The organism is Acidobacteriota bacterium, assembly GCA_016196065.1.
GTDB lineage: Bacteria > Acidobacteriota > Terriglobia > Terriglobales > Acidobacteriaceae > Acidiflorens.
Genome location: JACPYL010000010.1, coordinates 199,557 through 213,391, shown reverse-complemented (window position 1 = coordinate 213,391; position 13,835 = coordinate 199,557). Strand labels below are relative to the sequence as shown.

Sequence of the window (13,835 nt, the reverse complement as noted above, 5' to 3'; positions counted from 1 at the left end):
GATTGAGTTCTAGAATGGAGGCCGGAGTACTCTGCTTGCGGGCGCGCGACAAATTTTGGATCCTCCTGCTGACGTCGCTCGTCCTCGCCCAAGCGGCGGCTTCGCTCCTCATTCCTCGCGGCGTTGGGCTCACCCTGGCCAGCGACTGGATTCAAGGCGCTCTGCTGCTGCTGGCCACGGGCGCTTTTCTGCCGAACACGTTTGCCAGCCACACTTCCAGCCGCCGAACCCGAGCCTTCTGGATCCTGATGTTCAGCGGGATGCTCTTCTGGCTTGCTTACCAGTGCATGTGGAACTACTTCGAGGTCTTCCGGCATCAGGAAGTCCCCAACCCGTTCGGCGGCGACGTGGTTCTCTTCCTGCACCTGGTCCCCATGATGGCGGGACTCGCGTTGCTCCCTCATCTTGAGGAGGATGAACGCGACGCCCGCATACGGACCCTGGATTTTGCCCTGCTACTGATCTGGTGGGTTTTCCTTTATGTGTATTCCGTGATCCCGTGGCAGACCGTACATATCGACGAGACCGCCTACAGCAACAACTTCAGCGCAACCTACCTCGTGGAGGTGCTGGTCCTGATGTCCGCGCTTCTCATGGCGACCTATCATGCGCAGGGAGGCTGGCGGTTGCTCTACGCGCAACTGCTGGGCGCGACTGCGCTCTACGCATTCAGTTCCTATGTCGCCAACTACGCGATTGCCCATCAGACGTATTACAGCGGCAGCATCTACGACATCCCGTGGACCAGTTCGATCGCATGGCTCGCGGTGATTGGAAAGTTTGCGCCTCGCTTCAAGCTAGCGGAATCGAAGAAATTCCAAACCATGATGGGGGTGTGGATCACTCGACTCGGCATGCTCGCGCTTTTTAGTCTTCCCTTTTTTGCCCTGTATGCACAGCTCGAAAGCGTCACTCCGGTATCGGTCAAGAACTTCCGCAGCATCTTGAGCCTGCTTGCCATGATCGTGATGGGGACGCTCCTTTTCCTGCGGCAGAATCTGTTGGGCAAGGAACTCACTCATCTCCTGGAACAATCACGCGAGTCGTTCGAAAATCTAAAGGCATTGCAGAATCAACTGATCCAGTCGGAGAAACTTGCTTCCCTTGGGCAATTGGTCGGCGGCGCCGCTCACGAAATCAACAACCCGCTTACTGCGATGTTGGGATACTCCGACCTCTTGAGCGCGTCCGAGTTGCCGGCTTTGGAAAAAGGCGTGGCCGATCGCGTTGCGGCGCAAGTTCGCCGTACGCGAACGCTGGTGGCAAGCCTGCTGACATTCGTTCGGCAGGCTCCTGCCAAGCTGGCTGCGGTCGACGTGAATTCGATCCTGCAAACGGCGATTCGGCTACTGGCGCCACAAATTGAGCTGGAGCCAAAGGATTTCAATGCCGACTTGGGAGAAGCTCTCCCGCCCGTGTTGGCTGACTCGAACCAGCTCCTGCACGTATTCCTGCACCTTGCGGGACAAATCGGCGTCCGGGCACAGGCAGAGCCTTCTTCCAGTCTTCGCATCCAGACTCAGGAGGATGGCCCGTGGGTCAGCATCACGTTCACTGCGGACGCGTCTGCAGCCGCGATCCCTTACGAGCCTTTGGAGAATCTGGAAAGAGGCGTGACGCGCCCGACACTCTCACTCGGCGCCTGTTCGCGAATTGTGGCAGAACACGGCGGACACATCCTTGTACAACCAGCGCCCGAAGGATACAAAGCGTTCCGTGTCGAACTCCCCGTCGCTGCAAGACCGGCTGGACAAAACCACGCCGCAAATGCACCCCAACGCGCCGTCGCCGGATCGTAATCAGGTCAGAGGTGAGAGGTCAGATTGCAGAGGTGCGAACCATTCGTCGAGGTATTGCATTTCACCTCTGCAATCTAACCTCTCACCTCTAACTTTATTTCCGTTCTCTTCAGTTGTCCGCAAGCTGCAAAAATATCGCGTCCCCGGGGCCTGCGCACGAATGCAGGAATGCCCGCCGCCATCACGATTCGCTGGAACTCCTCAACCCGTTGTTGGCTGGGCGTCCGATACGACAATTCAACTCCGGAGTTAAGCGCAATCAGATTGATCTTTGCGCGAAGTCCGCGCACCAGTTCCGTCAGTTCACGAGCATTCTCCGGCGCGTCGTTGACGCCGTCCAACAGAACATACTCAAACGTCAGACGTTCCCGCGGTCGCAGTGGAAACGCTCGCGCAGCGTCGATCAACTCCCGCAGATTCCATTTCCGGTTCAGAGGCATCACTTCACTGCGCAGTGCGTCATTCGAAGCGTTCAACGAAATCGCCAGCTTTGGACGAACCGCCTCCCGTCCGAAATCATGAATACGGGGAACAATGCCTGCGGTCGAAACCGTCATACGTCCTTCCGGAATCCCGACGCCCTCAACCAGCAGCCCAACCGCCTTCATGAAATTGTCGTAATTTAGAAATGGCTCACCCATCCCCATGAACACGATATTCACGCGCTGCATCGGCGGCTGCACTCCCTGATCTCGCAATACGGCAGCAATCTGCCCGACAATTTCTCCGGCCGTAAGATTCCGTTTCACTCCCAGCAGCGCGGTAAAACAAAACCGGCAATTGACCGCACAACCCATCTGGCTCGACACGCAGATCGTCGCTCGCCGCCACGAGTTCCCTGCGCCCGACGGAGCTTCTCCCTCATCGCCCGCTTCACTGCCGTCGCCAATCTCGCCATCGTCACCCTCCGGCATCCAGACGGTCTCCACCGTTTCTCCGTCCGACAAGGCCATCAAGTAGCGCACCGTTCCGTCACTCGAAACAAATTTCTGCGAAATCGCCGGCAGCCCTACCAGCCAGCCTTGCGCGCCAAGGCTCTCGCGGTAGTCCAGGGGCAAGGTTGAAATCTGTTCCAAGGTCTCAATCCTCTGGCGATACACCGCATCAAATAGCTGTTGGCCACGATAGGCGGGCTGGCCCGAATCCAGGACCAGCGCCGTAAGTTCCTGAACCGTAAGCCCGAGCAACGAATTGGATTGCAAAGTCTGCATACGAATGCGCTCTTTTGGAGTTTAGCGCAGGTCGCAGAAACTAGCCGACCGGCACCCGGAATACCTCGTAACTCCAACAAACGACAAGGCTAATACTGCCCGCGAACGCAACTCCGCGGGGTATGGGAAAATAGACAATCGAAATGGTAAAAGAAACTCGCAACATTCATCGTCGCGTGTTGCCCAACGGCTTGACCGTGATCACGGAACAGATGTCGCACCTGCGGTCCGTTTCGATCGGCATCTGGCTCAAATCCGGATCCCGCGATGAAGACACGGAATGGAACGGTATCTCGCACTTCATTGAGCACATGGTGTTCAAGGGCACCGAGAACCGGTCGGCGGAAGCCATTGCTCGCCAGGTCGACTCCATCGGCGGCAACATGGACGCCTTCACTGCCAAGGAATGTATCTGCTTCAACATCAAGATTCTCGATGAGCATGTTCCCGTCGCACTCGACGTTCTGAGCGACCTGGTGTTACGTCCCGTATTCGACGCCAACGACATTGCGCGCGAGCGTGGCGTGATCCTTGAAGAAATCAAGATGGACGAAGACAGTCCCGACTATCTTGTGCACGAAATCTTCACGCAGAGTTTCTGGAAGGACCACGCCCTGGGCAAGCCGATCCTGGGCACGCGCGACACAGTGAAGCGCTTCGAACGTCCCGTTGTTTCGCGACACTACGGAGACCGATTCGCTCCCGGCAATCTGATTGTCTCTGCTGCCGGAAATCTCGATCACAAGCACTTTGTCGAACTGGTCGCCAAACATTTCGAGCACATGAAGCCGGTCACTAACGGATTGCACTCGGCGCCGCCAAAGACTTTTGCGCGGATCAACATGCGCAACAAGAAGTCGCTTGAACAGGTCCAGATCTGTATTGGCGTCCCTTCGCATCCGATCGCGCATGACAAGCGTTACGCGTCCTACGTCCTGAACACTCTTCTCGGCGGCGGCATGAGTTCGCGCCTGTTTCAGAACATCCGCGAACGGCAAGGCCTTGCCTACGCGATTTACAGCGATCTCAATCCGTATCGCGATACAGGATGCATGGGCGTATACGCCGGCACGTCGCGCGAATCGGCAGTTAAAGTCGTGGAATCCGTAATCGCCGAATTTCGAAACTTGAAATCCACGCCGATTCCGGACGAAGAATTGCGCCGCGCTAAAGATCAACTCAAAGGCAGCTTGATGCTGTCATTGGAATCGTCCACCGCGCGCATGTCGAACCTGGCGCGCCAGGAAATGTATTTCGACCGCTTTTACGGCCTCGACGAACTGATCGAGCGCATTGAAGCCGTCACCGCCGAAGACTTGCAGCAGACCGCCAGAGAATTCTTCCAAACTGACCAGATCGCAGTCACCGTTCTCGGCAACCTGAATGGCCTGAAGCTAACCCGCGACCAACTAGTTTGCTGATGGCTAGTGTGGCGCGGGCGCCCCCGCCCGCGTTGACCTTCATTCGCTCAGCTCGCGTCGAAGGATGAGTTGCAGCCCTCCGCTTTACTGCACCCGCAAGTTCATCTGTGTGCCGCTCTCTAGCTTCACGTTGTCCGTCTGCGAACTGATCGTGGATGTCTGCCCTGAGACTTCCAGCGCGAGTCCTTTCATCCCTACGATACCCTTGCTCGTAGGCCCAAGTGGCGCCATGGTTGTGGGAGGAGGAGTGTCCGATTCTGTCCCGGCTGCGCCATTGATCGGGATCGCAGCCACACGCTCCTGCGCCCGCGACGGCGAAGTCGCGCCCGTTCCACTCCCGACCGACGCTGTTGCAGCGGACACCCCCGCTCCTTCACTCATGTGCGCCGGCGAATCCACCAACTGCAGCGGGCGACCGACTGCCTGAACCACGACCTGGATGGGTACTTCACTGCCTTTTTTCATCGCAATCGTGTCGAACGCAATTGCGACCTTCGATCCGGGAGACTCCTTGCCGTGCGCCTTCACATCAGTAACGTGGCCATAGACCTTTGTCTCGCGCGGAATCACAATCTTCCCGTGAGCCAACAAATCTGCCGGCAGCTTGGCTTCGATCTTGTCGCCAACCTTCGCCTTCCTTGTGTCCAGCGATTTCGACAGTTCAATCGGAATGATGGTCCCTGCCGGTAATGAATTCGTATTCTGAACCTGTGCTGCGGCGTCCGAAGTGGTGGGAGCGGCCTGCGCGGCACACCATTGCGCCAGCATTGCAATGCCCAGCCCCAGCAATAACCTTCTTTTCATGATGCTCACCTTGGTTGCGTAGTCCTAATGCTTGATAGGATGCATGAACCATGCCCGGTTCTGTCCGAAAAAGCGCAGCCTTCGCGGCCGTACCGAGGCCGTAACCACTTATAATTTTCTATGCGGCTAAGCCGCACCGTACGGAGATTGCGGGACCCATGCCGAGCAGCAATGTACAGACCATCGAACTCGTTTTCCTGTTGTTGCTGCTGTTCGTCGTGGCCTTTGGCGCGCTCGCCCGCAAGCTAAAGACACCTTATCCCATTGTCCTCGTGATTGCGGGAGCTTTATTGGGATTTGTTCCTCACGTCCCGAAGATCACTCTCAACCCTGACGTCGTGTTTTTCGTCGTCCTGCCTCCCTTGCTGTACGCAGCAGCCTGGGTCACATCATGGCGGGAGTTCTCGTTCAATCTCGCCAGCATTCTCATGCTGGCTTTTGGGCTCGTCGGATTCACGGTCCTGGGAGTCTCCGCCTGTGCCCACTGGTTGTTTCCCGGCTTCGACTGGAGGCTCGGCTTCGTCCTCGGAGCGATCGTCGCGCCCACCGATGCCATTGCCGCCACCGCCATCGCGAATCGCATCGGTCTACCCAAGCGTATCGTCGACATCCTCGAAGGCGAGAGCCTGGTCAACGACGCCAGCGGCCTGCTTGCGCTCGAATTCGGGATTGCCATGGTCGTCCGTGGCCAGACGCCCACCATCTCTGAAGGCTTGGGGCGGATGGCCTTCCTGGTATTCGCTGGACTCGGCGTTGGACTTTTGACCGGATGGATCGTCGACCGCGTTGAGCGGTGGATTGACGACGGCCCGATCGAAATTGCGATCAGCATCCTCGTTCCCTATGCGGCCTATTTCGGTGCCGAAAGAATCCATGCATCCGGCGTGCTCGCCGTCGTCGCCTGCGGACTCTATCTCAGCCGTCGCAGTTCGGAATTTTTCTCACCTGAAGTCCGATTGCAAATTTGGGGGTTCTGGGATTCTTCCGTCTTCATTCTGAATGGCTTGGTCTTCGTCCTCATTGGCCTGCAACTGCCTCACGTGTTAGCGGGGATTCGTGACTACCGGCTCGGTTCCCTGCTGCTCTTTGGCGCCCTCTTCAGTAGCCTGGTGATCCTGCTTCGCCTGGTCTGGATTTTCCCCGGCGCATTTCTGGCCAATCGAATCCGCCGGAAAATTCTCCATCAGAACGTCGCGTTCCCTTCTCTACGAACTCTGCTGGTTACCGGATGGACGGGCATGCGGGGAGTCATCTCTCTTGCCGCTGCCATTGCCCTTCCCGAAGCCCTGGAGAACGGCAATCCGTTTCCGCAACGCGATCTGATTATCTTTCTTGCGTTCAGCATCATTTTCGTAACCCTGGTGCTGCAGGGACTCACGCTCCCATTTGTGGTGCGGCTCTTGAAGATCGGGGACGGGGGCGGTGGAAAGAACGAACGAGACAAGGAGGAGGAGTCAGCGCGACGCGAGATGCTGCTGTCCGCTCTCACTCACCTGGAACAAACACGAGCAGATGATGATAGCGAGTTCCGGGAGATCTATGACGATCTCACCGGACACTATCAGCATAAGCTGGCCGTGGTGAGTGGAGAGGAGAATCCTGAACACGCTCTCTCGCCTGCCCACCGCAAGCGCCACACCGGCATCCTTCGCGATCTGCTGCGTGTCGAACGGCAGACCCTCATCCGGTTGCGCGACCAAAGCCGCATCGACGATGAGACCTTGCGCCAGCTTGAGTATGAACTCGATCTGCGCGAAGCCAACCCAACGAGCGCCATCTAGCGACTCGGCGAAATCCCTCTCTCACGACATCATCGGCGCTGGCGCGTTGCCCTCCTGGGGCAGACTGATGCGGATTACGTTCATCAGCTCCTCGTTGTCCACCGGCTTCTGGAAAAACGCCGTCGCTCCAGCCTTGAGTGCGCGCGCTTCGTTGCCCTGAGGATCGCGCGCCGTCAGCACGATCACGGGAATTCCAGACAGCGAATCGCTTAATTGCAGTCTCTCGAGGACCACGAATCCGTCTCCGGCCGGCAAGCCCAGATCGAGAATGATCACGTCCGGATGTTCTTTCTGGGCCGCACCGACCACCGAATACCCGTCCGAGCAAGTCACGACCTCGCAGTTGTTGGCACGCAAGCGCAGTCGCATCGCCTTGAGTAGATCTGGATCATCGTCCACAATCAAAACCTTCGGTTTCCGCATCACATTCTCTCCTTTGTTTTTCTAGTTGAAATGTTTGACGCCGTTTCCCGGCCGATGCTTCCCAGCCATGCTCAGCATGATCATTTCCGTGACGCGTTCCGCGACCGCGCTAACCTGCTTCTCCACAGATTGGCCGCTATCGGCGAGCACCCGTTCCACCGGAACCGTGGTGATCGTCAATTTGCCTCTGGATTTCAGATCGGCAACCCGATCCAATTGCTTGCGAATGCGCATGGTCATGATTCCTGCATGTTCCATGTCCGTGGATGCAACCACAAAAAATGTCTCGGCCGCTCCCGATTCTCCCATCGGCGGAAGAACGAGATCCTTGTCGATATACACGCATTGCCGCAGAGTCTCCAGGCATTGTTGCCAGGCTTCCCGCCAGTCGCCGCGCGGCGGTTCGGTGAGCGGCGCCAGGTCAATGCGCACCAGCATCAACCCTGTTCGCAGATTGCCCTCGTACACCAGCACCGGCTCCAGCAACCGGGCCAGTGAGTACAGCGGCAGGGTAAAAGTGAAATTGCTGCCTTGCCCCGGCTCGCTCGTAACCCAGATCCGCCCGTCGTGAAGCCGCACCAGTTCCTTGCAGATAAAGAGTCCAAGGCCCAGGCCCTTGCGATTGCAATCAATCGAATCCGGATCCTGATATAGCCGTTCGAAAATCAACGCTTGCGCCGCCGGACTGATTCCCCGCCCTGTATCGGTGACCGAGACATAAACCGACTGACCATCGTTCTCGGTCACGCATGCCTGCACGATCACTTTTCCTTCCGCACTGGTGAACTTGATGGCGTTGTCGAGTAGATTGATCAGAATCTCGAGAACACGATCCGGGTCGGCGTACACCAGCGGGATATGAGCATCCGGGCCGATTTCGAGTGCCACCTGCCTCTCGTGTGCCGCCGGCCGCATCATGGCCACTGCCTGCTGGATGAGTGCGTCGATCGATATGCATCGCGGCTCCACTCGCAAAGAGCCGCTCTCGGCGCGCGTCGCCTCCAGCAGATCGCGAATCATCGCGTGCAACTGGTTCACGCTTTTCAAAACCGTCTTTAAGTGGTCGGATTGCTCTGGAATCATCGGCCCCGCCAAGCCGTCCAACAGGAGCGTGACGTACTGGTGGATACAGGTCAGGGGTGTGCGCAGTTCATGCGATACGTGCGACAGGAACTGGTTCTTGAACGCGAGCTGTTGTTTGCTCGCAATTTCCAGTGAGAGCAACAGGGCCTGCCGTTCCATGGCATGACGCATGGCCCGTTCCAATTGCTTGCCGGAGATGTCGCCCTTCACCAGGTAGTCCTGCACGCCCTGATGCAGCGCCCTCGAAGCCATCCCCTCGTCATCTTGTCTAGACAGGACAACGACCGGAACATCGGGCGATTTTTCCCGGATCTTCCGCAGTGTCTCCGCACCCCGGCTGTCCGGAAGATTGAGATCCAGCAGCACGAGCGACGGCGTGCCGTGACTCAGGCTTTCCAGCGCATCCGACAATCTTGGCACGCACTCCACCCTGAGGTTGGGCTGGCCCTCCGTGAGCCGAAGGCGCACCAGATCCGCATCTCCTGGATTGTCTTCAATCAGCAGTATGTGCGCTTCTGGTAGCTCCATCGTTCTCCTTCCGAATCCGCGTCGTTACCGCCGAAAAATTTCGCAATCAATTGCACTGTCGAAATGAATTCATTGAGATTGCCCGGCTTGCTCAGATAACAGTTGGCTCCGAGTTCGTAACTCCGTACGATGTCGTGGTTCGATCGCGACGAACTGAAAATTACGACCGGAATCTTCCGCAGTTTCGGATCCGACCGGAGTTCCGCTAGAACAGCCTCGCCGCTTTTCTTCGGCAACCTCAAGTCCAGGATCACCACGTCCGGAGCCACCGAGTCAGCATGGCATCCTTCGTGACGCAGATAGGCAAGCGCTTCCTCACCATCTCCTACGTTGGATACGTGGCAACTCGCAGAATTCATCCGCAGCGCTTCGCTCGCCAGGTAGATATCCGCCATGTTGTCATCGACCAGCAGTATTTCCGACGCCTGCTTCATGTCTTACCTCTTGAGTTCCTAACACATAGTCATAAGACTTCTTAAGGGCTCGCCGCTTCACCCTTGCGCACAATCATTGGATGGATTGCTGAGACACATCTCCCATGACTACCCTCATCGGCGATGAAGTGCGTAGCTTTAAGCTCAGAAGGAGAGGGGTACAACAGGAAAAAGCCACATCGTTGTGGCCAATAGGCATGGCCCATTCGCCAAGCCGGGATCATAAAACCGAAGACACCGAGGTTGCTCTCACACAAAAAAGCCCCGCCTCTCGCTCCAACACCGCGAAAGGCAGGGCCTTGCTTCAGGATCAGACGATCTAGTCTGCGGTGGAACTCCGCGGACTTGCCAGAGGCCGCACTTCCCAGTCCCCTTCCGCGACCTCACCACCATGCTCGTCGTAGGAGTGTCCAGTCCATAGCCCCAGCACGAACCAGCCCAGGACCAGCGCCCCAATCGCGAAGATCGAGTCGCCAAACATGCGGCTCCAACGCAACCGGGTCATCAGCGACGTCTGCATGAATTCGGACGAACGCGCATACCATGTCCCGTACTCGACCGAGGCCCACGCTTGCATGAGCCCGATCGGCAGCACGCTGATCAAAACCATCAGCGCGAGACCAATGTTGATCGACCAGAACGCAAACGCCAGAGGGCCATTTTTCCAGGCTTTCCCCGGACGCAAAGCGCGCAGGCAAAACAACATCAGACCGAGCCCCAGCATTCCGTACACCCCGAAGAGCGCCGTGTGTGCGTGGACAGCCGTCGTGTTCAGTCCCTGCATGTAGTAGAGGGCAATCGGCGGATTGATGAAGAAGCCGAACAGCCCCGCACCCACGAAGTTCCAGAAGGCGACCGCCACAAAGAAATAGATCGGCCACTTGTAGGCAGCCACCCAGACCTGTTGCTGACGGGAACGAGCCAGGCGGATATTCTCCCAGGCCTCAAAGCCGATCAGTACCAGCGGCACAACTTCAAACGCGCTGAAGACCGCACCCAGTGCCAGCACGATATTCGGAGCGCCCGCAAAGTAAAGATGATGGAAAGTTCCGATGATTCCACCCGACAAATAGACGACGGTGGAAAAAAGTGTGGCGCGAGTCGCAGTCTGTAACGAGAGCAGCTTCAACCTCGTCAGCAGAAATGCGATGACCACCGTGGCAAACACTTCGAAGAATCCTTCCACCCAGAGGTGGACGACCCACCAGCGCCAGTATTCTGCCGTGACCAGGTGAGAGCGTTGTCCATACATCAAGCCGGCCGCGTAGAACAATGGAATCGCAATCGCGGAAATCAAGAAGAGCAGCAGCAGCGAATAGGCATTGTCACGCTTGCGCAGTGCCAGAGCCAGGCCTCTCCACATCAGCCATAACCAGAACAGCAGTCCGACAAAGAGCAGGATCTGCCAGAACCGGCCGAGATCCACATACTCGTAACCCTGCGCTCCGAACCAGAACCACAGGTTGCCGAGTCTCTGCTGAATGCCCAGCCACTCGCCAGCCAGCGATCCGACGACCACCAGCAGCACCGCGCCAAAGAGCAGATTCACTCCCAGCCGCTGCCCCTTGGGTTCGGCTCCGCTCACCGCCGGCGCAACATACAAGCCGGTAGCAAGCCACGACGTCGCGATCCAGAAAATCCCGATTTGCAGATGCCACGTGCGCGTGATGCTGTACGGCAGCCAGCGATCGAGCGGAATGCCATAGAAGCCCGACCCTTCGACTCCGTAGTGCGCCGTAAGTGCGCCGAGCGCCACCTGAACAACCCACAGCGCGGCCACAACAAAGAAATATTTCACCGTGGCTCGCTGTGAAGGCGTCGGGTTCATTCCCAGCAACGGGTCCTTGTCTTGCAGCAGGTCGTGAGCAACCTCCCGTTCCTGCGAACCGAAGTACCACACCATGCCCCCGATACCGCCTAGGAGCAGGACGAAGCTGATCACACTCCACACCACCGCATTGCCAGTCGGCACATTGTCAACCAACGGCTCGTGCGGCCAGTTCTGCGTATAGCTCACATTGGTTCCGGGCCGGTTCGTGGTAGCTGCCCAAGCCGTCCACCAGAAGAACGCCCCGAGCTGACGGATTTTTTCGGGATCCTTGAGCGCGCCGCGCGGAATCGCATACGCGTCATGTCCGTTCAAGAAGATATCTCCGTAGTACGCGGTCAACACGCCGATCGCTTCCGCCTGTCCAGGATCAACTGTGATCTGGTCAGTTTGCGGATCGTAAGTATTGCGGCGCATGGTTGACTGCAGCCGCTCGCGCAGCCCGGCCTGCGCCTCGGGAGCGAGCGCCGCGTAAGAAGCTGCGCCTGCATCCTTCGCCCAGCGATCCAGAATGAACACACACTCCCGATGCAGCCAATCCGCTGTCCAGTCGGGAGCAACGTATGCGCCGTGCCCCCAAACGCTGCCCAGTTCCTGTCCGCCGATTGACTGCCATACATTCTGGCCATCGCGGATCGTTTCCCCGCTAAAAATTACGCGGCCGCCGTCGCCGACGACCTGCGCGGGAATCGGCGGCGCGCTTCGAATCAGCTTTATGCCAACCCCACCCAACACCGAAAATGACACGACCATTACGATCGTCAGAGCAACCCAGAGTTTCTTGTAGTTCATTCTTTCTCCTTCGAATCGTGAGTGAAACCCGCCATCAATTCACTGCCACACTTTCAGGAACGCTCTTGCTGCTCTCCATCGCCAGTGCGCGTGGAAACAATACATTATTTTCCAGGTGAATGTGCTGATGGAGATCCTGCTCGAAGTTCTGCAGCGCAGTGTAGAGCGCCCGGAAACTCGTGCAAGCATCGGACGGAGGGTTGTAGTCCTGACTGACTTCGCGCATTGTCTTCAGCGCGCCCCCGGCGCTGTCATGTTCCTGTTCCATCATCCGTACGGGATTGCCTACCGTTCCGAACGGCGGCGGCAAGATTGGTTCGTGCTGCAACACCGCTTCTTCCATCCGCTCGATATAGGGAAATAGCACGGATTCTTCTTTCATCAGGTGCATGGAAAGTTCTTGACCCAGCCCGTGAAAGACACTGCGGATCTTCCCCAGTTCCGGATGATTTGCGCCGTGCTTGCTGTGTACTTTCTCCAGCAAACGCTCGATTTCCGGAATTTCGCGCCGTACGTAGGTGTGGTGAGTCTGCACGATGTGCGCGATCAACTCGCCGAGCGAACCCGCCCGCAGTTCGCGCTCCGCTGGCTTAACCGGCTCCGCTAACGCTGCCTCCAGCGATTGCAGTACGTCTTCAACGCGCAAGTTGGAGGCGGCACACGCTTCGGTCAGCGGACGATTCCCTCCACAGCAGTAGTCAATCCCAAGCTTTTCAAACACGCGGATGGTTTGGGGTGTCTCGATCGCATACTCACGAACGGTCTTGGTGGCAGTCAAAGTCATTGTTTTTCTCCCACAGCGAATCGCTGCTCTCCATCAAAGTAAGAGCTGCCGCGGCGCCAGACGATGACTTTTGTCACACAGAGTAAAGAAGCGGCGAGGCCGCCCAGGACTGTTTGCCGGTTTGTCCTCCAACCCTTGTGGTTGATTGGTTCGAGGACTAGTCCGAAGAATCCAGCTCAGCTTCCAGCGCCTTGAGATTTGCAATCACAAGCCGCCGCCCGTCCATCTGGATCAGCTTTTCGGACTGAAAACGGCTCAAGTTACGCGACACGAGTTCTCGGACAGTACCAATCTGCGATGCAAGTTCCTGGTTGCTGGCCGGGAGCGTGACTTCGATCCCGTCGGAGACTTTCGTCCCTTCGCGCTGCGCAAGCCGAACCAGAAGTCCCGCCAGCCGGTGGCGCACGGTCGTAAAGGAGAGTTCTTCAATGATCCCAACCAGTCTACGCAAGCGTGCCCCCACAACCCGCAACACTTTGAGCGCAACCTGAGGATGAGTCAGACAGAGCGATTGGAAGTCCTGCTTGCTGATAAAAAGCAGTGTCGAATCTTCAACGGCCGAGACCGAGGCCGGATAGTTTCCGCCGTCGAATACCGGCAACTCCGCCACCGAACTGCCCGGCCCATCGATGCTCAATACCTGTTCGCGTCCGCCCGTGGAGGTCTTGAAAATTCGAATGTGGCCAGCCTCCACCACATACATGCCGGTACACGGATCGCCTTCGCCGAAAACGACTTCTCCCGCCGAGAACTTGCGCGGTACCGCGCGTTGGGAAAGGAACGCCAGTTCCGTCTCTGTGAGGCCCGTAAACATCCCCACGCGGGCCAACGTTGTTGCAGCGTTTGGCTTTGTCTGATTCACCGTGTCATTCTACTCAAGCTCCGGCCTGGCACCAGTACAACTTCTCAACATTCTTTTTACATTCCGCTGACAACTTGCCCCACGG

At 57.5% G+C, this 13,835-nt stretch carries 11 protein-coding genes; 3 read left to right on the top strand and 8 right to left on the bottom strand.

Translation table 11 applies throughout. The annotated features are described in order from the left end of the window. Nucleotides 1–14: 14 nt before the first annotated feature. Nucleotides 15–1,799, top strand: a complete 1,785-nt coding sequence (locus HY010_04320; GenBank protein MBI3474932.1) for a hypothetical protein — start codon at nucleotides 15–17, stop codon at nucleotides 1,797–1,799. Between the two features lie 74 nt (nucleotides 1,800–1,873). Here HY010_04320 and rlmN read toward each other — a convergent pair whose 3' ends face one another. After that, nucleotides 1,874–3,010: a 23S rRNA (adenine(2503)-C(2))-methyltransferase RlmN gene (gene rlmN, locus HY010_04315; protein MBI3474931.1), complete on the bottom strand. Its 1,137-nt coding sequence runs from the start codon at nucleotides 3,008–3,010 to the stop codon at nucleotides 1,874–1,876. A 143-nt stretch (nucleotides 3,011–3,153) separates the two neighbouring features. Between rlmN and HY010_04310 the strand changes: the two genes are divergently transcribed. Continuing rightward, nucleotides 3,154–4,431, top strand: a complete 1,278-nt coding sequence (locus HY010_04310; protein MBI3474930.1) for an insulinase family protein — start codon at nucleotides 3,154–3,156, stop codon at nucleotides 4,429–4,431. Nucleotides 4,432–4,515: 84 nt separating this feature from the next. Here HY010_04310 and HY010_04305 read toward each other — a convergent pair whose 3' ends face one another. Then, on the bottom strand, nucleotides 4,516–5,235 hold the full coding sequence (locus tag HY010_04305; GenBank protein MBI3474929.1) for a hypothetical protein: 720 nt from the start codon (nucleotides 5,233–5,235) through the stop codon (nucleotides 4,516–4,518). 158 nt (nucleotides 5,236–5,393) lie between these two features. Between HY010_04305 and HY010_04300 the strand changes: the two genes are divergently transcribed. After that, a complete protein-coding gene (locus HY010_04300; GenBank protein ID MBI3474928.1) occupies nucleotides 5,394–7,016 on the top strand; it encodes a Na+/H+ antiporter in 1,623 nt (540 codons plus the stop codon). A 21-nt stretch (nucleotides 7,017–7,037) separates the two neighbouring features. On the opposite strand, the gene HY010_04295 is transcribed toward HY010_04300, so the two are convergent. The 6 genes from HY010_04295 to HY010_04270 form a co-directional block, all read right to left on the bottom strand. Next, a complete protein-coding gene (locus HY010_04295) occupies nucleotides 7,038–7,439 on the bottom strand; it encodes a response regulator transcription factor (protein ID MBI3474927.1) in 402 nt (133 codons plus the stop codon). 21 nt (nucleotides 7,440–7,460) lie between these two features. Further along, entirely contained in the window at nucleotides 7,461–9,050 is a 1,590-nt protein-coding gene (locus HY010_04290) for a response regulator (GenBank protein MBI3474926.1), read from the bottom strand. Continuing rightward, nucleotides 9,020–9,484 carry a response regulator gene (locus tag HY010_04285; protein MBI3474925.1) on the bottom strand — a complete coding sequence of 155 codons (465 nt, stop codon included), beginning with the start codon at nucleotides 9,482–9,484 and terminating at the stop codon, nucleotides 9,020–9,022. Before HY010_04285 ends, HY010_04290 begins: the two co-directional genes overlap by 31 nt. Before the next feature lie 319 nt (nucleotides 9,485–9,803). Continuing rightward, nucleotides 9,804–12,104 carry a nitric-oxide reductase large subunit gene (locus HY010_04280; GenBank protein ID MBI3474924.1) on the bottom strand — a complete coding sequence of 767 codons (2,301 nt, stop codon included), beginning with the start codon at nucleotides 12,102–12,104 and terminating at the stop codon, nucleotides 9,804–9,806. Between the two features lie 34 nt (nucleotides 12,105–12,138). Continuing rightward, the gene (ric, locus tag HY010_04275) at nucleotides 12,139–12,888 is read right to left on the bottom strand and encodes an iron-sulfur cluster repair di-iron protein (protein ID MBI3474923.1); all 750 of its coding nucleotides are present in this window, start codon (nucleotides 12,886–12,888) and stop codon (nucleotides 12,139–12,141) included. A gap of 157 nt (nucleotides 12,889–13,045) precedes the next feature. Further along, a complete protein-coding gene (locus HY010_04270; GenBank protein ID MBI3474922.1) occupies nucleotides 13,046–13,702 on the bottom strand; it encodes a Crp/Fnr family transcriptional regulator in 657 nt (218 codons plus the stop codon). Between the last annotated feature and the right edge of the window lie 133 nt (nucleotides 13,703–13,835).